Genomic DNA, 23,541 nt, shown 5'->3' with positions numbered 1-23,541 from the left:
CGGGCCTCAGATCAGATCGTGCTGGCGCAAGAAGTCAGCCGCCACGTTGGCAGGCGTCTCATGGCCGATGTCTACGCGGGCGTTGAGCGTGCGCATGGTGTCGTCGTCCAGCAACCGGGCCAGGGGCGCCAGCAGCTCGGCCAGCTCGGGGTTGGCGTCCAGCACATCGCGGCGCACCACGGGTGCGGCGGTGTAGTCAGGAAAATACTGGCGGTCGTCCTCCAGCAGGACGAGGTCGAACTCGTCGAGTCGCCCGTCGGTGGTATAGACAAGGCCAGCGTAGACCTGCGCATTGCGCAACGCGGTATAGACCAGCCCTGGGTCCATTTGCCGAACCTCGTTGCGCGTGAGCTGGAGGTCGTAAAGCTCGACCATCGGTGCCAGCCCATCGGGGCGGTTGGCGAACTCGATATCGAAGGCGATCAAGTGCGGCTCATCGGTCGCATTGACCACACGGGCCAGGTCGCTGATCGTCGCAACCCCGTCGCGCTCGGCAATCTCTCGCGGCACGGCCAGCGCATAGGTATTGCTGAAGCGCGAGGGTTCGAGCCAGACCAGCCCCTTGGCGCCGTCCAGCTCACGGACACGTGCGAGCGACTCGTCCGGTGGCAACACCTCGGTCTGCTTGTTGTAGGCGAACAGCGAGGTGCCGGTGTATTCCCAGTTCAGGTCCAGCTCGCCGTTTTCCTGCGCGCTGCGCGCCACCGTGCTGCCGAGCCCAGCCACCACCCGCGTGCGGTAGCCTTTACTCTGCAGGTACTTGGCCGTCATATGCGCGAGAATGCGCTGCTCGGAAAATACCTTGGCGCCGATGCGAATCAGCGGCTTTTCCTGGGCGACCGCCAGCGCGCTCAGGCTGCCGAGCAGCAGCGCCATCAGGATCGAGACCCATCGGTTCATGCTTTCTCCTCAGCGGGCCAGCCCGCGCTCCAGCCAGGTTCGGCTCGCCAGCGTCACCGCACCGTCCAGCAGCAGCGCGAGAATCGCCGTGGTGCCGGCACCCAGCAGCAAGAGTTCCTGATTGTTCAGGGCGATGGCCGGGAAGATCAGGCTGCCAAGGCTGTTGGCGCCGATCAGGAACGCCAGCGGCGCGGTGCCCACGTTCAGTGCCAGCGCGACCCTCACCCCGCCGACGATGATCGGCACCGCATTGGGCAGCTCGACACGCAGCAGGACCTGACGCGGCCGCATGCCGATACCGGTTGCCGCCTCCTTCAGCGCACCCGGCACGTTTTTCAGCCCCTCGTAGGTGTTACGCACGATGGGCAGCAACGAGGCGACGAACAGGGCGAAAATCGCCGGCCCGTTGCCGATGCCTGCCACGCCGAGCGCGATCGCCAGCACCGCCAGGGGTGGAATGGTGTTGCCAATGTTGAAGACCTGCATGAAGCGCTCGGCGCTGCTCGCCATGAACGGCCGGCTAAGCAGCACGCCGGCCGGGACGCCGATCAACAACGCCAGCAGCATCGAGGCACCGACAAGGTACAGGTGCGCCTGTAGATAGAAGATCAGGTCGCCACGCGATGCGCGTAGCGTGTCCATGCCAATACCGCGAACCAGCAGCACCAGCACCAGCGCCGCTGCGATCGCAATGGCCAGGGCTTTCGCCCAGGATTTCGTCATGTCGGGTTCCCGTCGAGCTAGACGTGATGAACGTGGGCAACGCCAACGCGGCCCCTTCGGTTCTCCGACGCCATCAGTTCGCCAGAGGTTCAATGCCGCGTCCCGATCCGCTCGGCCTCCCGGCCGATACGCCAAGCCAGGCCAATACCTTTGCTTTATAATCGCCGGCTTTTTCTGACACGTTTTCCTACCGGGACCGCCATGACCACCCAGGCCGCCGAAGTCGCGAAGCGCCGCACCTTCGCCATCATTTCCCACCCCGACGCGGGCAAGACCACCATCACCGAAAAGCTCCTGCTGATGGGCAAGGCGATTGCCGTGGCCGGCACCGTGAAGTCGCGTAAATCCGACCGCCACGCGACCTCCGACTGGATGGAAATGGAAAAGCAGCGCGGCATCTCCATCACCACCTCGGTGATGCAGTTCCCCTACCGCGAGCACATGATCAACCTGCTCGACACCCCCGGCCACGAAGACTTCTCGGAAGACACCTACCGCACCCTGACCGCGGTGGATTCGGCCTTGATGGTCCTCGACGGCGGTAAGGGCGTCGAGCCACGCACCATCGCCCTGATGGACGTTTGCCGCCTGCGCGACACGCCCATCGTCAGCTTCATCAACAAGCTCGACCGCGACATTCGCGACCCCATCGAGCTGCTCGACGAGATCGAGGCGGTCCTCAAGATCAAGGCCGCGCCCATCACCTGGCCGATCGGCTGCTACCGCGATTTCAAGGGTGTGTATCACCTCAAGGACGATTACATCATCGTCTACACGCCGGGCCACGGCCATGAGCGCACCGACGTCAAGATCATCCAGAAGCTCGACTCCGACGAAGCGCGCAAGCACATCGGCGACGAGTACGACCGCTTCGTCGAACAGCTGGAGCTGGTTCAGGGCGCCTGCCATGAGTTCGACCAGGACGAATTCATCAAGGGCCAGCTGACCCCGGTGTTCTTCGGCACCGCGCTGGGCAACTTCGGTGTCGACCATGTGCTCGATGCCGTGGTCGACTGGGCGCCGCGCCCGCTGCCGCGTGAAGCCAACGAGCGGGTCGTCGAGCCGACCGAAGACAAGTTCACCGGCTTCGTCTTCAAGATCCAGGCGAACATGGACCCCAAGCACCGCGACCGCATCGCCTTCATGCGCATCTGCTCGGGCAAGTACGAAAAAGGCATGAAGCTGCGCCACGCGCGCATCGGCAAGGACATCCGCATCGCCGACGCCCTGACCTTCTTCTCCAGCGAGCGTGAACAGCTGGAGGAAGCCTGGGCCGGCGACATCATCGGCCTGCACAACCACGGCACCATCCAGATCGGCGACACCTTCACCGAAGGCGAAAACCTCGGCTTCACCGGCATCCCGCACTTCGCGCCGGAACTGTTCCGCCGCGTGCGCCTGAAGGACCCGCTGAAGTCCAAGCAGCTCCGCCAAGGCCTACAGGAACTGGCAGAGGAAGGCGCGACCCAGGTGTTCTTCCCCGAGCGCAACAACGACATCATCCTCGGCGCGGTCGGCGTGCTGCAGTTCGACGTCGTCGCCAGTCGGCTGAAGGAGGAATACAAGGTCGAGTGCGCCTACGAGGCGATCAATGTCTGGTCGGCCCGCTGGATCGAGTGTGATAACGAGAAGAAGCTCAAGGAATTCAGCGACAAGGCCTACGAGAACCTGGCGGTCGATGGTGGCGGCCACCTGACCTATCTGGCGCCGACGCGGGTAAACCTGAGCCTGATGGAAGAGCGCTGGCCGGATGTGAAATTCAGGGCGACGCGGGAGCATCATTGATCTGCGGAGCTGCTTTGTAGGGGCCGGCATCATGCAAGTGCGCTGATCGCCAGCAAGCTGGCTCCTACGAAAAGCCAGCACCGCGCCCCGTAGGAGCCAGCTTGCTGGCGATCCGTGCTACACCGCCGAGCTAAAAGTCGTTGATCCACACGGAGGTGGATATCCCGAGCCAATTCAACCACCGCGGCCACGCATTGCGTCGCGGCAGGCATTCCGAGACGGGTCAGGTTTATCTGGTAACTGCTGTCACAGAGCGACGGAAAGCCGTCTTCAACGACCCGCCGCTGGCCCGAGCGCTGGTGACGGAAATGCGCGCCATACACGACGAGAGACACGTTAACTCGCTGGCCTGGGCCGTCATGCCAGACCATGTGCACTGGCTCATCGAACTGGGCTCAATGCCCCTGCCGGCGGTAATCCAACGCCTCAAGTCTCGCAGCGCAATAGCGATCAATCGCATTACAGGCGAATCGGGTGCACGGGTCTGGCAACGAGGTTTCCACGATCATGCCTTGCGCCAGGAAGACGACCTGCTCGCTACGGCTCGGTATATCGTCGCCAATCCGCTGCGGGCTGGGTTGGTAAACCGCATCGGCGACTATCCGTGGTGGGATGCGGTTTGGCTGTGAGCCGCTGCGTGGTACAGCCCTTGATCGCCAGCAAGCTGGCTCCTACGAAAAGCAAAGACGGCAGCACCGACTTTGTAGGAGCCAGCTTGCTGGCGATCCCTCAACGTCCCGTACAGCCGAGACGTCGAGGATGCTCAGCGTCTAAAGCGCCACTACCGGCCCAAATCCACCCCAATCACCAGCGGATCATGGTCCGACGCCCGATACGGCTCGGCGCTGTACAGCATGCTCTGCTGCCGCGGCGTCTTGAACTCAAGGTTGTAATCCAGCACGCGCGGCTCATCGGCGTTGATATGCCACTCGCTGGCACCCTTCACCTGCGCTGCGAGGCTGGCGCTGGCCAGGCCGTGGTCGAGGTAGCCGGACTGTCCGGAGAATACATAGGAGTAGGCATCCGGGCCGACAAAGCGCGCCAGCAGGTCGGTGTAGCCCGCCGCGCGAATCACGTTGATCGGGTCTTCCTTCGCGTAGGCGTTGAGGTCGCCAATGATCAGGCGGTCCGGATCGTAGGATTGCGTCGGGTCACGCCCCAGCCAATCGACCAGCGCCTGAGCGGCGCGCACGCGGGTCAGGTTGCAGTTGCCCTGCCCGTCGCCCATGTCATTGTCGCCGAGGTCGTCGCAGCTCGATCCCTTGGATTTGAGATGGTTGACCGCCACGGTCAGGCGCTCGCCGGTGCGGCGCTCACGGAAGGTCTGGGCCAGTGCAGGCCGATTTCGGGTGTCGTTGAAGCGTGGGTCGACCGAGCCGTCCAGCACAGCGGCATTTTTATGCGGGGTGACCATATCCTTACGGTAGATCAAACCGACGGCGATCTCATCGGTGCCTAGGCGATTGCGCCGGGGGTCGATGAAGGCGTAGCGATCACCATCAGACGAGGCAGCGTTGAGGGCCGCAACCAGATCGGCGATGGCGCTGTGCTCCCCGTAACCGTCATTCTCGATTTCCATGAGCCCGATGATGTGAGCGTCCGCCCCCAGGATCGCGGCGATGATCTTGTCGCGCTGGCGGTTGAATTCGGTCAGCGAATCGGCGCCGCGCGAGGTCGGGAAGCCCGCGCCGCGGCCGTCGCCGTTGAAGTAGTTGAGCACGTTGAAACTGGCGACCCGCAGGCGCCCTTCGATCGGTTCAGGCGCTGCGGGCCTGGGGTTCTTCGCGACGAATCGCGGCGCCTGCGTGGGCTGCACGCGGTAGCTGCCGGCCAAATAGTGCAGCACGCCACGCACATCGCCCACTTCGTCACCCACGCGTAGCGTGCGATAGGCGTCGAGCTCCGGCGACGGGTAACGGATCGGATCCGGGTTTTGACCACTGCGACCGTCGTCCAGCACGATTCGGTTGAGGTCGTTCTGCGCTTGCAGCTGACGCGCCGGTTCGCCAGGCGAGACCTTGTTGGTCGGGATCCAAAGCCGCCCGCCCGAGGACAGCACCATCTCGCCGTACCGTCCGAGGTCATACACCTCGCTGACGGTGAGGCGTTGAGCGAAGCGCACCTGCATGCCTTCGTAACGCTCCAGCGCATCCGCCGAGGCCAGGGGCAGGCTGATCTGCGCCACGCCGGGTAAAGGCTGGGACTTGGCCAATACCGTGGTCTGCGGCGACGTAATCTCGGTGAGGCCATTGAATTCAGCCACCAGGCCGCGCACCTGCACCCGATCGCCAACCTGCACCTCGACACCGTTGCCGGCACCGTAGATGTACAAGCCCTCGGAGGTCAGCGGGTCGCTGTCGGTCTCGCCGTCCGGCGTCTGGATGAAGAAGCCGCCCAGCTCGCCCTCGGCCTGGAAGCTGGCCACCACGATGCCCTCGACGGTAACCGACTGGTTGACCAGCGGGCTGCTGTCGCCACTGCCCTGCACCTCGGCGATCGCACGCCGGCCGGCATCGCCGCCGCCGGGCTCGCCTTCGCCGCTTTGGCCGAGATGAGCGAAGGTATTGATGGCATAGCCCTGCCACTCGGCCGCCGGGTCGAAGGCATCGCTCGGGTCGCGATCGCCGGTGGTGACGGAGGCCCGGCGCGTCAGGGTGCGGTCGGCCGTCTGCGTCTGCCCAGAGCCCCAGGCGCTACCCGGATCCACACCCACCTGACCGATGCTGTCGAGCACGTCACCGCCAGGCCCGCGCAATACGATCGCGTCGTCGCCGTTGTACCAGCTGCCGCTGCCGCGCTGAGTCGCCAGCGCGAGCAACGCAGGGTCACCGCTTTCATGCGCGACGACATGTACCGCTCCCGGCGCGACTACGCCGCTCAACGGGATGCTGCGGCCGCTGCTGGTCGAGCCGTTGAAGTAGAAGTCGACCCGATAGCCATCCAGAGAGACCGACGCCTCCCCGGTGTTGTAGAACTCGAGCGCCTTGTTGTTCCCGCTCCCCTCCACGTACTCGGAGATCAGCAAATCAGCAGAGGCAACCGCTGGCAGGGCGGACACCAGCAGCGCAGCGGCGAGCGGGTGCGGTCGGAAGAAGGTGCGAGGCATGGGCAAGAAGGCTCCGGAAGTCAGGCGTATTGTCGGTCAGGGTGAAGCGCAAGGCACCCATCGATGTCTCGCTGCACCTGACTTCGCCGGAGCACGAGCGGCCGGCACAGGACGAGCAAGAGGCGAGCACCTCTTGTCGAGGTGATGAGGAAGGGTTTAAGCGAGGCGCTTGACAGTACCGTGACGCCCGGACGAACGGTCACCGGAAAGACCGTCCGCCCGGTATTGCGCTACCGGTCTTCTTTCAAGGTAAAGGCGATCACCGAGTCGCCGATTTTGGTGCCGAACGAGCCATGCCCACCGGCCATCTGCACCACGTACTGCTTGCCGGTTCGCTCGGACACATAAGTGATCGGCGTCGCTTGGCCGCCCGCCGGCAGACGCCCTTTCCATAGCTCCTCGCCGGTCTGCAAGTCATAGGCGCGCAGATAGTAATCCAGCGTACCGCTCATGAAGGCGACACCGCCGGCCGTGACGATCGGGCCGCCCAATGCCGGCGTGCCGACCGGCAGTGGGATAGGCACCGGTGTGCTGTCACGGCTGGTGCCGTTCTTGTGTTGCCAGACTTTCTTCATGGTGCGCAGGTCGAGCGCCGTGACGTAACCCCAAGGCGGCGATTGGCACGGCAGGCCGATAACGGACATGAACGGCTTGAGCGTGACCATGTATGGCGCCCCCAGGTTCGGCTGCAAGCCGGTCTCGCCGCCTCCGGTGCGTTCGTCGGGGTCGACCTCGCTTCGTTTGACCATGGTGGAGACGAACGCCAGGTAATTCGGCGCGCCGAACAGTAACTGCCGGCTGGGATCGACCGCCACCGAAGGCCAATTGAAGGTGCCGACATTGCCTGGGTAAATCAGCGAGCCCTGTTCCGAGGGCGGAGTGAAATCGCCTTCATAACGCAGCTTGCGGAACTGTATGCGGCACATCATCTGGTCCAGCGGCGTACCGCCCCACATGTCACGCTCGCGCAGCGGCTCCTCGGGTGCGTAGCTCACCGCCGAATAAGGCTGGGTGGGCGCGGTGAATTCGCCATAGTCCGTCCCCTGCGGCACGGGCATTTCGTCGACCGGCACGATGGGCTCGCCGGTGCGTCGGTCAAGAATGTACAGGTCGCCGCGCTTGGTGGGCTGGATGATCGCTGGCACCTTGCCCTGCGCGCCGTCCAGCTCGACCAGCGTGGGCTGAGAGGGCAGGTCGCGGTCCCAGAGGTCGTGGTGCACGGTCTGGAATTCCCAACGCACCTCGCCAGTCGCCAGGTCCAGCGCAACGAGCGTGTCGGTGAAGCGTTCGGATTCCGGCGTCCGCGGTTGCGCCCACTGGTCGGGGGTCTGATTGCCGGTGGGGATGAAGACCAACCCGAGCGACTCGTCCGCCACCGACGTGGTCCACCAGTTCGGCGTACTGCGCGTATAGGTTTCGCCTGGCGGCAAGGGTTCGGTGGCATCCGGGTTACCAGGGTCGAAATTCCACACCAGCTCGCCGCTGCGCACGTCATAGGCGCGCACCACCCCGCCGGGCGAGTCCACCGCGCCGTTGTCGGTAATCGAGCCGCCGACGATGACCAGCTTCTCGGTGACCACCGGTGGCGAGGTTGGCAGATAAACGCCAAGTGCATCCTCACCGAGACCAGCCTTGAGGTCGACCACACCCGCATTGCCAAAATCGTCGCACGGCTTGCCATCTTCTGGATCGAGCGCGATCAGGGTGCCGTCGTTGGTCGGCAGAAAGAGGCGGCGCTCGCAGCGCGCTGCAGACTCGTTGCCTCCCGATGGCGGGCCGCTGCGCATGGCGTCATGGAAGGCCAGGCCCCGGCAGGTCATGTGCTGGTAGTACTCGGCATCGCGATTGATGTTCGGGTCGTAGCGCCACAGCTCCTTGCCGGAGTCGGCATCCAGCGCGATGGCGATACTGTGAGGCGTGCAGAGGTAGAGGGTGTTGCCGATCTTCAGCGGCGTGACCTCGTAGGTAAACTCACCCGGATCGTTCGGCCCCGGCAGGTCGCCGGTGTGGTACTCCCAGGCCTTTTCAAGTGTGCCGACGTTCTCCGGCGTGATCAGGTTCGCCGTCGAGTAACGATCACCCTGCTCGGAGCCGCCATAAGCCGGCCATTCACTGTTAGCGCGCCCAGCCTGCCCTTGCGGATCGAGCCCCTGCATCTGTGCGTCGCTGAATTCGCCAGTGATCGAGTGGTAATCCTGCGTCAGCGCATACCCGGCCATCAACGCGCCGGCCAGCAATCCGATCCCGAGCAAACCACTGGCGCCGTCGCGCCAGACGAGCCGGTCGCTCACATAGCGGTTTACGAAAGGCAGGATCAGCCAGAGCCCGAGGATGCACCACAGATCGATCCGCGGCGCCAGCTGCCACCAGTCGAAACGAACCTCGTAAATCGTCCAGGCTAGTGTCGCCAGCAGCAGCAACGCATACAGCCAGATAGCGGCGCGCTTGCGCGCGAGCAGAAGCCCACCAACTACCAGCAGGCCAATGCCGGCCACCAGGTAATACCAGGAGCCACCCAGTGAGGCGAGGTAGCCGCCACCGATCAGCATCGCTGCGCCTAATAACAGGACAACGATGGCCGTAAGGGTGATCCGCAAGGGCCGCGGCCCGTAGTCGATGCTCATGTAACGCTCTCCAGCCATGACAAACGCAAAAAAGCGGATCGAAACCTTTTGTCACAGGTCCGATCCGCCTTCTGTGGATGCACGGCGAAGCGCTTTAGTTCAGCCTTTGTAGCCCGTCTGTCAGGCGGCGGCGCCGATGCTGAGCGGTTGAGCCTCCGGCTTCTTGATCACCGCATAAACGACGCCCGTTACGACGCTGCCGGCGAGGATGGCCGCCAGGTACAGCAGCGCATGGTTGATCGCGTTGGGGATCAGCAGCACGAACAGCCCGCCATGGGGCGCCAGCAGCTTCGCGCCGACCGCCATGGACAGCGCGCCGGTCAGCGCACCGCCGGCGATGCTGGCCGGGATGACCCGCAGCGGGTCCTTCGCGGCGAAGGGAATCGCGCCTTCGGAGATGAAGCAGCAACCGAGCACCAGCGCCGCCTTGCCGGCTTCGCGCTCGGTCTGGGTGAACTTGCGACGGGCGATCAGCGTGGCGATGCCCATGCCGATCGGCGGCACCATCCCGGCGGCCATGGTGGCCGCCATCGGCGCGTAGCTTTGCGAGGCGAGCAGCCCGACCGAGAACGCGTAGGCCGCCTTGTTGACCGGCCCACCCAGGTCGACGCACATCATGGTGCCGAGCAGCAGCCCGAGCAGAATGGCATTGGACGTGCCCATGGTGTCGAGGAACTCGGTGAGTCCGGCCAGCATCTTCGCCACCGGGGCGCCAACGATGTAGATCATCACCAGCCCGGTAAACAGGCTGGCCAACAGCGGGATGATCAGGATCGGCTTGAGCGATTCGACACTGGCCGGCAAGGGAATCCAGCGGCTCACGGCCTTGGCCGCGTAGCCCGCGACGAAGCCTGCGATAATGCCGCCGATGAACCCCGCGCCGAGGGTGCCGGCCAGCAAACCACCGATCATGCCGGGCGCAAGGCCGGGCCGGTCGGCAATGGAATAGGCGATGTAGCCGGCCAACAGCGGCACCATCAGCTTGAAAGCCGTCTCGCCGCCGATCTGCATCAGCGCGGCGGCCAGAGTGCCTTCCTGCTTGAACGCCTCGATACCAAAGACGAACGACAGCGCGATCATCAGGCCGCCGGCAACGACCATCGGCAACATGTAGGACACGCCGGTCAGCAGGTGCTTGTAGACGCCGGTCTTCTCACCCTTCTGCTCCGCGGCGCCAGCGCTGGCCGCCGCGCCGCCACTGAGCACCGCACCTTCAGCCAGTGCACGATCCAACGTCGCCTCGGGCTGCTTCAACGCCACGCCGGTGCCACAACGAAACACCCGCTTGCCGGCGAAGCGGGCCACGTCCACCTCGATGTCGGCGGCGAGCAGCACCACATCGGCCTCCTCGATAGCCTGGGGGTCGAGCACGTTGCGCGCACCCACCGAGCCACGGGTTTCCACCTGCAAGTCATAGCCTTTGCGCACCGCGGCCTGCTGAAGGGCTTCAGCTGCCATGAAGGTGTGCGCGACACCGGTCGGGCAAGCGGTGATCGCCACGACCTTGGGCTTGCCGCCGACAGGCGAGGCGTCTGCCTCATCAGCCTGTTGCAGTTCGGTCGCCGTCTCGTCAGCGCTGCGCAGAAAGCCCTCTGGATCAAGCAAGGCTTCGGAAGGCGTGGACTGCACTACGCGCTTGCCAACGAAACGTTGCAGCGACAGCGGCCCGGTCTTGACCACCACGACCAGGTCGGCGTTGGCGATCTGGGCCGGCGTGAGCGGCGAGCCGATGGCCTTGGGATCGTGGACTTCCACGGCAGTCGACCAGCCCAGACGATGGGCGGCCGCTTCGAGCAGACGTGACGTCAGCACGCTGGTGACCATTCCGTTGGGGCAGGCCGTGACGATGAGCAGATTCATTCCTTCACCTCTTGTTCGATTTATTGGCCCAGCGGCTGGAACTGAACCGCAGTTTCCAGGTCGGCCAGTTGCGCCCGGTCGGTAATCCCGAAGCCCACCTGCCCGACTGCCTGCGCGGCGATCGCGGTGGCATGCGCGAGGGTGCGTTCGGCGGGCCAGCCTTCCAGCAAGCCGTGGAGCATGCCGGCCAGCAACGAGTCGCCGGCACCAACGGTGCTGACCACCTGGACCTTCGGCGGACGCGCGTGCAAAGCCCCGCTCGGCGAGAACCAGTTGACCCCCTCGGCGCCCTGGGAAATCACCACATGCTCGATGCCTTCGCGACGCAACGCCTCGGCCTCGACGGCCAATGCGTTTGAACCCGCGAGCTCGACCCCGCGCGCCTCGCCCAGCTCTTCTTCGTTGGGCTTGATCAGCCAGGGCGTAGCGGCCAACCCTTCGCGCAGCGCCGCACCGCTGGTGTCCAGCGCGACGCGCGCGCCGAGCGCCTTGAGCCGTTGCAACAGCTCGACGAACCACTGCACCTCGATGCCGCGCGGCAGGCTGCCGGCGACGACGACAAGGTCATGGCCGGGCACCAGCCGCTCGAGCCGCGCCAGCAATTCGCTGCGCTGTGCGGCGGCGACGTCGAGCCCCGGGCCGTTGATGTCCGTGACCTGCCCGCCGGCTTCGGCCAACTTGATGTTGCTGCGGGTATCGCCTGCCACGCGGACGAACGCGTCGGCAAAGCCTCGCGCGGCGAACAGCTGCTCGAACGCCTGCGGATTGCCCTCACCGAGAAAGCCGGTGACGGTCAGTTGGTGGCCGAGATCAGCCAACACCTGAGCGACGTTGAGGCCTTTACCGGCGGCGTGCACCTGCAGGCTGTCGCTGCGATTCACCTCGCCCAGGCGCAGCGACGGCAGCCGCACGGTCAGGTCGAGGGCCGGGTTGAGGGTGACGGTCAGGACGCGGGCCATCAGCAATGCTCCCCGACAAAGGCGCGCACCTCATGGGCACCGGGCAGCCTCAGCGCCTGTTGCGCCAACTGCTGACAGGCGGCGAAATCCAGCTCACGCACCCGCGCCTTGACCAGTGCGATGCTGCGCGCCGAGACGCTCAACTCGTCGACCCCCAGCCCCACCAGCATTGGCACGGCCAGCGCATCGGCCGCCAGTTCGCCGCAGACACCGACCCACTTGCCATGGGCGTGCGCCGCCTCGACCGTCATGCCGATCAACCGCAGCACCGCCGGGTGAAGGCCATCGGCCTGGCCGGACAGGCTCGGGTGGCCGCGGTCGATGGCCAGGGTGTACTGCGTCAGGTCGTTGGTGCCGATACTGAAGAAGTCGACTTCCCGGGCCAGCACCGGCGCGATCAGCGCGGCAGACGGGATCTCGATCATGATGCCGACCTGCAGGTCGGCCACCGGCAGTTCGATGCGCAGGCGATCGACCATGGCCTTGGCGGTGCGCCATTCCTCGATATTGCCGACCATGGGAAACATGATGCGCAGCGGACGACCATCGGCCGAGGCGAGCAAGGCGCGCAGCTGGGTTTCCAGAATCTCCGGGCGTTGCAGGCTCAGGCGGATGCCGCGCACGCCGAGAAAGGGATTCTCCTCGGCCGGCATCGGCCAGTACGGCAGCGGCTTGTCACCGCCGACGTCCAGCGTGCGCACCACCAGCGGCCGACCGTCGAGGGCGTCCAGCACGCGGCGGTATTCGGCTTCCTGGGTCGCCTGATCCGGCGCCTGGGCATGGTCCATGAACACCAGCTCGGTGCGCAGCAGGCCGATGCCTTCGGCGCCCATCGCCACGGCGTCTGGCGTTTCGCCGGCAGCACCGATGTTGGCGGCGATCTCCACCGCATGGCCGTCGCGGGTAACCGCCGGCTCCAGCCGTCGCTCATTCGCCAGACGCTTGCGCTCCTCGCGGGTGGCGCGTTCGCTTCGGGCCTGATCGAGCTGCGCGTCGGTCGGCGAAATCAGCAGCTCGCCGCGTTCGCCGTCGAGCAACAACAGGGTATTGGGTGCCAGCCCGAGCACGCCCGGCCCGGCGCCGACGATGGCTGGAATACCCAGCGCCCGCGCGATGATCGCGCTGTGCGAGGTCGCACCGCCGCCCGCGGTGAGGATGCCGGCGACCCGTTGGGCATTGAGCGTGGCGACGTCCGACGGCGCCACTTCATCCATCACCAGAATGTAGGGTTCATCCGGCGCCTGCTCGGCCTCGACGCCGGTCAGACAGGCCAGCACGCGGCGGCCCACATCACGCAGATCAGCTGCGCGCTCGGCCAGCAGCTTGTCGTGCAGCGCCTCCTGTTGCTGCGCCGCGCTTTCGATTTCCTCCATCCAGGCCGCTTCGGCGCTCAGGCCTTTCTGCAAGCGTACCTGGACTTCCTCGCGCAGCGCCGGGTCCTTGAGCATCGCCTGGTGGGTAGTGAAGATGTCGCGGATGCTGGCGACCTGGCTTTCCTGGATCAGCACGCCGATCTCGCCGTGAACCTTCTCCAGCGCCGCATCCAGCCGCTGCAGTTCGACCGCTGGAGACTCGCCGCGCTGGGGGTAATCGATCACCTGGGGTTTGCGCACCAGCACCGGGCCGATGGCGATGCCGGGCGACGCGGCGATGCCGTTCACCTGCTCACCGGCGCGCAACGCGGCCCGCTCGATGACCGACTCAGCCGGCCCCTGCGCCATGACAGGCGGCTCGCTCGCCTCGCCAGGTGCCGGCAATGGCTCAACCTCCTCGCCCAAGCCGTCTTCGACCGCTCGCACCAAGGCCGGCAGTGCATCGCCGGCAATGGCGGGCTCGGCCATGAATTCCAGAATTTGACCGCGCTGCGCGCCCAGTGCCAGCAGCTTGCTCAGGCTCTTGGCCGACACACCGGCGCTCTCGCTGCCGGCCAGGCGCACGCGGATCTCACCCTCGAAGGCCTGGGCAGTTTCGGTCAGGGTTTTCGCCGGGCGCGCGTGCAAGCCATGGGCGTTGGCCAGCGGCACCTGGGCGCTCGGCCAGTCGGCGGGCACCTCACCGCCGAGAGCCTCGAGTACGGTGCGGCTGGATGTCGCCTCGCTCAGTTCCTGCCCGCGCCCTTCGATAAGCAGGTTGCACAGCCGTTCGAGCATGGCCCGGTGCGCTTCGCCGAGGCTGGCCAGGACGAACAGGCCTTTGAGCGGTTGATCATGATGGTGGAGGTCGGACGCCGGCGTGACGAAGGCCAGCCCGGGGCGCTGCACCGACTGCTCGCTGCTCAGCCACCACAAGCCGTCGCCCAGCGGCAGCGCCTGGTTCAGCGGCAGGCTGGCATTGAAACCAGGCTCCACGCACTGCGCACGCTTGAGCAGCTTGACGCCCTGCCATGCCAGCTCATCGAAGTCGTCAGCGGCAACGCCCAGCCCGACCAGTTCGCCATCCAGTGCCAGCGCCTGCGGTGCGCCCTGCAGCAGGTCGATGATCGCCTCGGGGCTCTCGGCCTTCTGCAGCGCCTCGCTCAGATCACCCTCGCCCAACGCTCGGGTCAACAGCTGCAACAGCCGCAAGTGCTCGTCCGAGCGCGCGGCGATGCCGATGGCGAGGTACACCTGCTGGCCGTTGCCCCAGTCCACACCGGCGGGAAAATGCATCAGCCGCACACCGGTGGTGAATACCTGATCGCGCGTCTCCGGCGTGCCATGCGGGATGGCGATGCCCTGCCCTAAAAATGTCGAGCCCTGCGCTTCCCGCGCGCGCAACCCGTCGAGGTAACCGGGCGCCACCAGCCCGTCGGCGACCAGCACCTCGCCCAGCAAGGCCAGCGCCGCGGTTTTGTCCGCCGCGATCTGGTGCATGTGGATGTGCTGTGCATTCAACTCAAGCATGGAGAACTCCTTGCGGGCTCGCGTTTGTCATTGTCGTGGGCGCTACGCCGGTAGGGCCCTTACCCTGGGCCGGCGCTTATGACCGGGCGCTTGCTGAAACGTTTCACCAAAGGCTGGCACATTACTCAACATTGGGTAATTCTAGAAGCCCGAGTTCACACCACCCGTCTCAGGACCATCCGTTGAAACTGACCGACATCGCCCGCCTCGCCAACGTCTCGGTGACCACCGCCAGCTATGTGCTCAATGGCAAAGCGGCGCAGCGGCGCATCAGCCAGGCGACCGTGGAGCGGGTGCTGGCGGTGGCCGATCAGCAAGGTTTCCAGCTTGACCAGCAAGCCGCCGGGCTGCGCCGCGGGCAGTCGCGCACCCTCGGCTTCATCGTTCCGGATCTGGAAAACCCCAGCTACGCACGTCTGGCCAAATTGCTTGAGCAGCGCGCGCGGCAGCGCGGCTACCAGCTGCTGATTGCCGGCACCGACGATGAGCCGGACACCGAGCGTCAGGTCGTCCAGCTGCTGCGCTCGCGCCGCTGCGATGCGCTGATCGTCGCCAGCTGCCTACCAGACGACGACCCGAGCTATCGCAAGGTGCAGGCGGCTGGCACGCCGGTGATCGCCCTCGACCGTGCGCTGGATGCCGAGCACTTCTGCTCGGTGGTCAGCGACGATTGCGAGGCAGCCGCCCTGCTCACCCACTCGCTGGCCGTTCCGGCCAATGCGCATATCGCCTTGATCAGCGCATGCCCGGCATTACCCATTAGCCAGCAGCGCGAGGAAGGTTTTCGCCAGGCACTTTCGCAGCACAGGGGGAAAGTCAGCATCCTGCGTGCCGAACAGTTCAGCCGTGCCTGCGGACGCGAGCAGATGCTCGATCTGCTCGATCAAGGTCCGCTGCCCGAGGCGCTGATCAGCACCGCCTACGTCTTGCTCGAAGGCGTCTTCGATGCGCTGCGCGAGCGCGACCTGCTCTGGCCGGAGCGCCTTCGGCTGGCCACCTTTGGCGATGCGCAGCTGCTGGACTTCCTGCCCATTCGGGTCAACGCGATTTCCCAACAGCACGAGCAGATCGCCGAGCGAACCCTGGAGCAGGCAATCCGCGCCATCGAGCACGGCGACTATCGCCCCGGCGTGATTGCGATCGAACGTGAGCTAAAAGCGCGCCGGCTCTGAAGCGTTTCACCAGTCGTAGGAGCCAGCTTGCTGGCGAAGCTTTGTTCGGATTGCGTCGATGCCCCGAATCGGCACCGAGCTTCTACGTACTTAGCAGGCAAGGCGGTAGGCTTGGATGATTCGCGAGCAAGCTCGCTCCTACAGGTTCTGCCACTATAGGCACACACAACCCCGTCGCCTGGCAGCCCAGCCGCTCTACCAACGAACCCGCCCTTATGAACATCGAACAGATCACCCAACGCCTGCACGCGATCCGTGACCGCAACGACTGGCGGCGCTTTCACAGCCCGAAGAACCTTGCCATGGCCGCCAGTGTTGAAATGGCCGAACTGGTGGAGATCTTCCAGTGGCAGACCGAGGACGAATCGCGCCAACTATCGCCCGACCAACTCGACCACGCCGGTCAGGAAGTCGGCGACATCCTCATGTACCTGCTGCTGATGTGCAGCGAGCTGGGCATCGACATGGAGCAAGCGCTGCTAGCCAAGCTGGCCGACAACGAGCGGCGGTTCGCGCGATGAGCGATCGCCATTTCGACGAGCTGGCGACGCGCTTCGCCGAGAAGATCTACGGCGGCGCCAAGGGCGCGATCCGCCTCGCCGTGCTGCAGGCGGATCTCACCGAGATTCTGCCAGGGCGCCCGCTCCGCGTCCTGGACGTCGGCGCAGGCCTTGGCCACATGAGCCTGTGGCTGGCACAACAGGGCCATCAGGTGACGCTGGCCGAACCTGCCGAACCCATGCTCGAAGGCGCGCGCAAGCAGTTCGCCGAAGCCGGCCAGCAGGCGACGTTCATCCAGGCGCCGTGGCAGGAGGTTGAAGACCATGTTGAAGGCCGTTTCGATCTGGTCATCTGCCATGCGGTGCTGGAGTGGCTGGCCGAACCGCAAGCGATCCTGCCGGTGCTGCATCGCCTGGTTGCAGAGGACGGCTGGCTGTCGCTGGCCTTCTACAACCGCGATGCGCTGATCTACCGCAACCTGCTCAAAGGCCATTTCAAGAAGCTGCGCACCCAGACCTACGCCGGTGAACGCCAGAGCCTGACCCCGCAGCAGCCGCTCGACCCGCGCGAGCTGGCTGCGCAACTCGCGCCGCACTGGCAGGTCGAATCAACCAGTGGCGTGCGCGTATTCCATGACTACATGCCCGCCGATTTCCAGGCCCGTACCGAGCCTGCCGACCTCATCGAGATGGAACTGGCCTACCGCCGCCATCCCAGCTTCGCCGGCCTCGGACGCTACCTGCACTGGTTGTGTCGGCCCCGTTGAGGGTCGGCCCGGAGGTTCCGATGTCGACCCGCGCCCTCTCGTACCCGCTCTGCCTGCCACTGCTCTGCCTGAGCGTGGCTGCCTGCCAGAGCAACAACCCCTACACGGCCGATTCCGCGCCCATTCCGCCCGCGCCGCCGATCGAGCAGATCCAGTCGCCCACCTACCCGGCCGCGCCGCGGGACTTTTCTAGCTACCAGAGTTGGAGCTGGCGCACCCCACCGGCCGCTACCGCCTCAATTTCCAGCGAAGAACTTCAGGAAATGGTGGCAGGCGCTCTCGATCAACGAGGGCTGCGCCCTGCGCGTGTCGGCGCGAAAGGCGACGTCCAGATTAGCGCTCAGGCGCAGCTCGAAACCCGCGTCCGGCAGGTCTACGATGACTACGGCACACGCGTCGGTGCCGGCCGATACGGTGGCTACGGCCCGGGTTACGGATCAGGTATCGGTATTGGCGCCAGCGCGCCGGTTGTACGCAACTATGAACAGCAGGTTGTCACGGTGCGTATCGAGATGGTCGACAGCGCATCCGGGCAGGCCGTCTGGAGCAACCGCGCCGAGGCCCGAACCGGGGGCGATCAGGGAGAACGCAAGGATGCCATGCGCGACGCCGTGAACCAGGCCCTCGCCGATTACCCGCCCCGTTGATCTGAACCCTCAGGAGAACCGACATGTTCCGGCAGTTGATGATGCTTCCCCTGGTATTGCTGCTGGCAGCCTGCCAGAGCACACAGGTGCAACGTGACTTCGACCCGCAGCGCAACTTTTCGGCTTATCGCAGCTGGGCGTGGAAAGAGCCCGCGCTGCAGTACCGCCCCGACGACCCCCGCATCAAGAGCGACCTGACCGAGCAACGCATTCGCAACGCCGTCAGCGAGCAGCTCGACCAGCGCGGCTTGCGCCCGGTGACGGCCGGCAACGCACCGGATGTCATGGTGCAGGCCTGGTTCATCGTCGACGACCGCACCCAGCAGTACACCACTTCCTCTATGGGCGCCTGGGGCAGCCCGTGGCATGGCTTCTGGGGCGGGCCGATGTACACCGACACCCGCACCATCCACTACCAGGTCGGTACGCTGCAGGTGGATTTCTACGACGCCGACGACGGCAAGCTGGTCTGGCGCGGCAGTGCCGAGCAGATCCTGCGAGACGATCCGGGTAGCCCGAGCGAGCGCGCCAATATGTTTCGCGAAACCGTATCCAAGGTGCTTTCGCAGTATCCGCCGCAGTGATGGCAGGCCCGTAGGAGCACCGATCTCCGGACGACAGGCCGAGCAAAGTGCAACCCTCATTCGCCGCGGGGCGCGGCTACCACGGTAAGAGAGGGCAGCGGATTGCACGACCGGATTACTGCGAGCCGCACCAGCCTCCGCAAGCCGTAGGAGCCCCGACCTCAGGGCGAAGCCTTTAAACTCCGCCGCCCGATCTCTTCCCAACCAACCGGAGTATCCATATGCCTGTCGTTGCCTGGTGGCTTCTTGTCCTTCCGCTCATCGCTGGAGCATTCCTGCCGCTCCAGGCAGGCATCAACGGACAGGTCGCCAAGCATTTCGGCAGCGTGATGAGCGCGGCGATGCTGTCGTTTGCGGTGGGCACGGTGGCGCTGCTCTGCATCGTCGTGTTTCAGCGCGAGCTGCCTGGGCTGCAGGCGCTACGCGGCCTGAGTTGGTATCACTGGTGCGCGGGTTTGCTGGGGATGTGCTTCATTGCGACGGCCGCCTTTGCCGGGCCACGGATTGGCGCCCTGCTGTTCATGGCGCTGGTGCTCGCGGGGCAGCTGGGCATGGCGCTGGTGCTCGATCACTTCGGCTGGGCTGGCTTTCGCCAGTCGTCCATCAGCCTGGGCAAGATCGCCGGGCTTGTACTGATCTTCGGTGGCGTGTGGATGATCCGTCGCGGGTAACTGGCCCGGGCGTCAGCGGCGCTCGAATGCGTAGAACAGGTTGGGTTCACTGACCAGATAGAGATTGCCTGCCGCATCGAAGGTCATGCCTTCGGCCTGCGGCACGCTGGCACTCAAGCCGGCGAAGCCGCTCCATAGCGAGCGGAAACTCAGCAGTTCACCGTGCTCATCGAGTTCCAGCATCATCTTCGCCTCGTCGCTGAGCAGCACCAGGTGGCCGGTGCGTTCGTCGAAGTGCACCGACGCCAGGTCGCTGGCCATGTCCTTGTCGGCGATCCAGCTTTCGAGGTCGATGACCTTGAGATTCAGGCGGCCGCCCAGGCTCTGCTTGAGCCCCTGGATTTCGTAGAGTTTGCGGGGCGAATGCTCCTTGACCACGAACAGCCGGTCGCCCGCCCGGTCGTAGCCGAGGCCCTCGAATCCAGCGTTGCCTTCTTCGCCCAGCGCCAGCGAGAACGAGGCGAAGTCTTCACGCTGCAAGGCACCCGGATGATCCGGCACAGGCACGATGACCAGGCTCTGGCTGCGCTCCTCGGCAACGGCGAGCAGGTCGTCACCCAGGTAGGTCACCGCCTCGACGTCAGTGAAACCACGCAACGGATAGCGGGCAATGAAACGCCCGTCGGCGTCCAGCGCAACCAGCTCCTCGGGGTTGTTCACCACCGCCCAGAGATGGTTGCGATGCTCGTCGAAGGTCAGGCCCGACAGGTTGTTGGCGACCGAGGTCACCGGTTTGGCCTCGACCCGCACCCGGTACTCCGGCAACCAAAGGCTGCGCGCCTGGTGGGCCTCCTCTTTCCACGCCGACTGCAGCGAATAAAAGAGCCGTTCCTCCAGGTGGAAAGCCGTGGTGGCATAGAGCAGCGCACAGCCGAGCGCCCCCAGCGCCCACAGGCGCGGGCTAACCTCGGGTAGCCACCAGGGCCGGGCACGGGTCACAGTCGTCATCGTCCACTACTTCTCTGTTCAAGGCGCTGGCGAGACAGACTGCCCGACGCGGATTGCAGTTGGATGACGCCCAAGGCGTCAACCACGACCCCAAGCAGACCGAGCCGGAGCCGCCAGGTTCAACCCGTTTGGGAACTGCCGTGCCGTTTGGCAGCCCAATGCGCCAGGAAAGCGCTGCGCGACAGGCGCGGTGGAACGGTTCCCAACGACGCTCAGCCAAAGCAAAAAGCCCAGGCGAAACGTGCCGGTACGAGCACCTCGCCTGGTTTCAGCGCGGCATGAGCATGTGCAACCGTTCTACGGGGCCGGGCAGCGCCTTAAAAACGGAACAGGAGAACAACATGCGGGTGGAAGGCTTTTTCGAATGGTTGGGCCAGGCGCTCGGCACGGTGATTCGCTACATCGTCGACGCCCTCAGCGGCTTCTTCGCCCTCTTCGCCTCGGCGGGAGCCAATTTTCTCGAAGGGCTATCCCGCACCCTGGGCATGGACCGCTCGCTGGTCAGCCTGATTGCATTGGCAATCGGGCTGATGCTGTTGGTCGGGGCGTTTCGTGCGTTCTTCCGGCGCTCGTTCATCGCCGGCGTGATCTACCTGTTTCTCGGGCTATGGCTACTGAGCTGGCTGATCCACTGACGGCGCGAGCCTAGCCCGTCGCAGGCGGCCCGAAGCCTGAGCCCTGCTGTATCATGCCGGGCCCCTCTGGAGCCCTTCATGTCACGGTTGATGACTGCCTGGCAGCACGCCCCGACGCATCAGCGCGTCTGGGCGCTCGCTGCGCCGATGATCCTCTCCAACCTCTCCGTTCCGCTGGTAGCGCTGGTCGACAGCGCCGTGATCGGCCATCTGCCGCATGCGCACCAACTGGCCTCGGTCGCAGTGGGAGGCAGCCTCTACACGTTGCTGGTCTGGGTCATGGGCTTCCTGCGGATGGGCACCACCGGGTTTGCCGCCCAGGCCGCCGGACGTGACGATGGCGGTGCGCTGCGCCGTATCCTGCTGCAGGGCCTGCTGCTGGCGGTGGGGTTCGCCTTGCTGCTGAGCATGATCGCGCTGCCGCTCAAGGGCGTGGCGTTGCAACTGATGCAACCCTCAGCCGAACTCGATGACCTGACCCAGCATTACTTCCAGACTCGCCTGTTCGGCCTGCCCGCAGCACTTGCCAGCATGGCGCTGATCGGCTGGTTCCTTGGCACCCAGGATGCCCGCGCGCCGCTGGCGATCCTGCTGACCACCAACCTGACCAACGTCGCACTGGACCTGTACTTCGTGATCGGCCTGGAGTGGGGCGTCGCCGGCGCCGCGCGTGCCTCGGTGATCGCCGAATGGAGCGGCGTGCTGGTCGGCCTGGCACTGACACGCGGTGCGCTGCGGCGCTACCCGGGAACGCTGGATCGCCCAGCACTGGCCCGCTGGCATAACTGGCGCCCGCTGCTCGGCGTCAACCGCGACATTTTCCTGCGTTCGCTGGCATTGCAGCTGGTGTTCTTCCTCATCACGGTGCAAGGCACGCGCCTGGGCGACGCCACCGTCGCGGCCAATGCGCTGCTGCTCAATGGCCTGATGTTGACCGCGCATGCCCTCGACGGTCTGGCTCATGCGGTCGAGGCGTTGAGCGGCCACGCCATCGGCGCGCGCAACCGAACCGAATTGCGCCGCGTGCTGACGGTAGCCGGCGGTTGGTCGCTGCTGGCGAGCCTGGCCTTCGGCCTGTTCTTCCTGCTCGGCGGCGACCTGTTCATCGGGCTGCAAACGGACATCCCGGCAGTACGCGAAACCGCCCTCACCTACCTGCCCTATCTCGCCGCGCTGCCGTTGGTGGCGGTCTGGAGTTACCTGCTCGACGGCCTGTTCATCGGCGCGACCCGTGCGCGAGAAATGCGAAACGCCATGCTGCTCGCCGTCGCGATTTCGCTACCATTGGCCCTGCTGATGCGGGGGCTTGGCAACCATGGCTTGTGGCTGGCCTTCCTCGCTTTCATGCTCCTGCGCGGCATTTGCCTCGGCTGGATCGCACGACGTCTGGAGCGTGACGGCCGCTGGTTCGATCCGGCCCACCCGCAGTCCGATGAAACCACCCTCGCCAACAAGGGAACCTGAAATGGTCTACGCCGTCGCCGCCTACCTGCACTTCGTGGCGATCTTCCTGCTCTTTGCGCTGCTGGTCCTCGAGCATCAGCTGTTTCGCCTGCCGCTGAACTTCAAGCGCGCGCGCAGCCTGTTTCGCGTGGATCTCGCCTTCGGCATTGCCGCTGGCCTGGTGCTGATCACGGGCGTTGCCCGGGCAATGCGCTACGGCAAGGGCGCCGACTATTACCTGAACAACAGCTTGTTTCACGCCAAGGTCGGCCTCTTCGTAATCGTGGCGCTGCTGTCGATCTACCCGACCGTGACGTTCCTGCGTTGGCGGCCAGCGCTTAAAGCCGGCACAGTGCCCAGCATCACGCCCGGCACCGCGCGCGGGGTGAAGCTGATCATCCGTCTGGAGTTGGCGGCGCTCCTGGTACTGCCGCTGCTGGCCACACTGATGGCCCGCGGCTATGGGGTGATCCCGCTTTAGCATGCCACGCGCGGCCAAACCAGCAGCGACCGCCCGGGCGAACTGTGTATGCTGCTGACCGAACGACTGAATCGACGAGCAGGACATGATCCAAGGGCACCCTCAACCTCCCAAGCGCCGCGCCGAAGTGCTGGTCGAGCGGCTGTCCCAATACATTCGTGAAGGCATGTTCAAGCCCGGGGAAAAGCTGCCGCGGGAAGTGGAGATTGCCGCCAGCGAAGGCTTCAGCCGCAGCGTGGTGCGCGAAGCGATCATGCGGCTGCAGGCCGCTGGCCTGGTCGAGACGCGGCGCAGCGTCGGCACCTTCGTTATCGACATGCCCCCGCCCCAGGAGCTGCGCCTCGGGCCGGAAAGCATTACCACCCTTGAAGACGTGCTCTATCTGCTGGAACTGCGCATCAGCCTGGAAGTCGAGGCCGCCGCGATGGCCGCGCGCAATCGCAGCGCCGTCCAGCTGGAAGACATTCATCAGGCATTACTGGCGATGCAGCACCCTGACTCGAAAAAGCCCGGTATCGCCATTCACGACGACTTCCAGTTTCACCTTCGCATCGCCCGGGCGTCCGGCAATGGCTACATGTTCGACATCATGAAGCACCTGGGCACCAAGATGATTCCACGCACCCAGATGAACTCCGCCTATGCCTCCAATGAGGAACGGCTCGCTTACCTCGAGCGGGTTCATCACGAGCACGACAGCATCTACGCTGCTATCGCCATGCAGAGCCCCGACTCGGCGCGCGCAGCCATGTATCTGCACTTGAACAACAGCCGGGAGCGCCTGCGCCGCACCCGAGGCAAGGCGCTACCGGGCAGCCACCTGCCTAGCGACATGCAGGCGCACTAGCCCCGCG

20 protein-coding genes are annotated in these 23,541 nt (G+C 65.2%); 12 read left to right on the top strand and 8 right to left on the bottom strand.

Going from position 1 to position 23,541, the window contains the following annotated elements; translation table 11 throughout:
* Positions 1 to 6: 6 nt before the first annotated feature.
* A complete protein-coding gene (locus M1D78_RS04120) occupies positions 7 to 900 on the bottom strand; it encodes a glycine betaine ABC transporter substrate-binding protein (protein WP_437422665.1) in 894 nt (297 codons plus the stop codon).
* A 9-nt stretch (positions 901 to 909) separates the two neighbouring features.
* Positions 910 to 1,623: an ABC transporter permease gene (locus tag M1D78_RS04115; RefSeq protein ID WP_437422664.1), complete on the bottom strand. Its 714-nt coding sequence runs from the start codon at positions 1,621 to 1,623 to the stop codon at positions 910 to 912.
* A 201-nt stretch (positions 1,624 to 1,824) separates the two neighbouring features.
* On the opposite strand from M1D78_RS04115, the gene M1D78_RS04110 reads away from it, so the two are divergent.
* Both M1D78_RS04110 and M1D78_RS04105 read left to right on the top strand, forming a co-directional pair.
* Positions 1,825 to 3,408, top strand: coding sequence for a peptide chain release factor 3 (locus M1D78_RS04110; protein WP_437422663.1), 1,584 nt, complete (start codon positions 1,825 to 1,827; stop codon positions 3,406 to 3,408).
* A 161-nt stretch (positions 3,409 to 3,569) separates the two neighbouring features.
* Positions 3,570 to 4,037 (top strand): REP-associated tyrosine transposase, encoded by a 468-nt coding sequence (locus tag M1D78_RS04105; protein ID WP_437422722.1) that lies wholly within the window; start codon positions 3,570 to 3,572, stop codon positions 4,035 to 4,037.
* Positions 4,038 to 4,189: 152 nt separating this feature from the next.
* Here M1D78_RS04105 and M1D78_RS04100 read toward each other — a convergent pair whose 3' ends face one another.
* The 5 genes from M1D78_RS04100 to ptsP form a co-directional block, all read right to left on the bottom strand.
* The gene (locus M1D78_RS04100; protein ID WP_437422662.1) at positions 4,190 to 6,514 is read right to left on the bottom strand and encodes an ExeM/NucH family extracellular endonuclease; all 2,325 of its coding nucleotides are present in this window, start codon (positions 6,512 to 6,514) and stop codon (positions 4,190 to 4,192) included.
* 230 nt (positions 6,515 to 6,744) lie between these two features.
* Complete coding sequence (locus M1D78_RS04095; protein ID WP_437422661.1) at positions 6,745 to 9,138, bottom strand: membrane-bound PQQ-dependent dehydrogenase, glucose/quinate/shikimate family; 2,394 nt, start codon at positions 9,136 to 9,138, stop codon at positions 6,745 to 6,747.
* A gap of 120 nt (positions 9,139 to 9,258) precedes the next feature.
* Entirely contained in the window at positions 9,259 to 10,998 is a 1,740-nt protein-coding gene (locus M1D78_RS04090) for a PTS fructose-like transporter subunit IIB (RefSeq protein WP_437422660.1), read from the bottom strand.
* Between the two features lie 20 nt (positions 10,999 to 11,018).
* Positions 11,019 to 11,957, bottom strand: coding sequence for a 1-phosphofructokinase (gene pfkB, locus M1D78_RS04085; protein WP_437422659.1), 939 nt, complete (start codon positions 11,955 to 11,957; stop codon positions 11,019 to 11,021).
* Positions 11,957 to 14,839, bottom strand: coding sequence for a phosphoenolpyruvate--protein phosphotransferase (gene ptsP, locus M1D78_RS04080; RefSeq protein WP_437422658.1), 2,883 nt, complete (start codon positions 14,837 to 14,839; stop codon positions 11,957 to 11,959). Before ptsP ends, pfkB begins: the two co-directional genes overlap by 1 nt.
* 182 nt (positions 14,840 to 15,021) lie before the next feature.
* Here ptsP and cra point away from each other — a divergent pair, with 182 nt between their 5' ends.
* The 6 genes from cra to M1D78_RS04050 all read left to right on the top strand — a co-directional run bounded on the left by cra (position 15,022) and on the right by M1D78_RS04050 (position 19,180).
* Positions 15,022 to 16,011: a catabolite repressor/activator gene (cra, locus tag M1D78_RS04075; protein ID WP_437422657.1), complete on the top strand. Its 990-nt coding sequence runs from the start codon at positions 15,022 to 15,024 to the stop codon at positions 16,009 to 16,011.
* 215 nt (positions 16,012 to 16,226) lie between these two features.
* Positions 16,227 to 16,532, top strand: coding sequence for a nucleotide pyrophosphohydrolase (locus M1D78_RS04070; RefSeq protein WP_437422656.1), 306 nt, complete (start codon positions 16,227 to 16,229; stop codon positions 16,530 to 16,532).
* Positions 16,529 to 17,278, top strand: a complete 750-nt coding sequence (locus M1D78_RS04065; RefSeq protein WP_437422655.1) for a methyltransferase domain-containing protein — start codon at positions 16,529 to 16,531, stop codon at positions 17,276 to 17,278. The genes M1D78_RS04070 and M1D78_RS04065 overlap by 4 nt, the downstream gene beginning before the upstream one ends.
* A gap of 20 nt (positions 17,279 to 17,298) precedes the next feature.
* Entirely contained in the window at positions 17,299 to 17,925 is a 627-nt protein-coding gene (locus M1D78_RS04060) for a DUF4136 domain-containing protein (RefSeq protein WP_437422654.1), read from the top strand.
* Positions 17,926 to 17,948: 23 nt separating this feature from the next.
* Positions 17,949 to 18,509 (top strand): DUF4136 domain-containing protein, encoded by a 561-nt coding sequence (locus tag M1D78_RS04055; protein WP_437422653.1) that lies wholly within the window; start codon positions 17,949 to 17,951, stop codon positions 18,507 to 18,509.
* A 221-nt stretch (positions 18,510 to 18,730) separates the two neighbouring features.
* Positions 18,731 to 19,180, top strand: a complete 450-nt coding sequence (locus M1D78_RS04050) for a DMT family transporter (RefSeq protein WP_437422652.1) — start codon at positions 18,731 to 18,733, stop codon at positions 19,178 to 19,180.
* Between the two features lie 12 nt (positions 19,181 to 19,192).
* On the opposite strand, the gene M1D78_RS04045 is transcribed toward M1D78_RS04050, so the two are convergent.
* Entirely contained in the window at positions 19,193 to 20,128 is a 936-nt protein-coding gene (locus M1D78_RS04045; protein ID WP_437422651.1) for an SdiA-regulated domain-containing protein, read from the bottom strand.
* A 341-nt stretch (positions 20,129 to 20,469) separates the two neighbouring features.
* Between M1D78_RS04045 and M1D78_RS04040 the strand changes: the two genes are divergently transcribed.
* The 4 genes from M1D78_RS04040 (at position 20,470) to M1D78_RS04025 (ending at position 23,534) form a co-directional block, all read left to right on the top strand.
* Positions 20,470 to 20,763: a hypothetical protein gene (locus M1D78_RS04040; RefSeq protein WP_437422650.1), complete on the top strand. Its 294-nt coding sequence runs from the start codon at positions 20,470 to 20,472 to the stop codon at positions 20,761 to 20,763.
* A gap of 78 nt (positions 20,764 to 20,841) precedes the next feature.
* Positions 20,842 to 22,227: an MATE family efflux transporter gene (locus tag M1D78_RS04035; protein WP_437422649.1), complete on the top strand. Its 1,386-nt coding sequence runs from the start codon at positions 20,842 to 20,844 to the stop codon at positions 22,225 to 22,227.
* Between the two features lies 1 nt (position 22,228).
* Positions 22,229 to 22,687, top strand: a complete 459-nt coding sequence (locus M1D78_RS04030) for a DUF2214 family protein (RefSeq protein WP_437422648.1) — start codon at positions 22,229 to 22,231, stop codon at positions 22,685 to 22,687.
* 85 nt (positions 22,688 to 22,772) lie between these two features.
* Positions 22,773 to 23,534, top strand: a complete 762-nt coding sequence (locus M1D78_RS04025) for a FadR/GntR family transcriptional regulator (protein WP_437422647.1) — start codon at positions 22,773 to 22,775, stop codon at positions 23,532 to 23,534.
* Positions 23,535 to 23,541: the final 7 nt, after the last annotated feature.

Source organism: Pseudomonas sp. SA195 (genome assembly GCF_054131565.1).
This window is presented reverse-complemented; position numbering and strand designations above follow the sequence as displayed.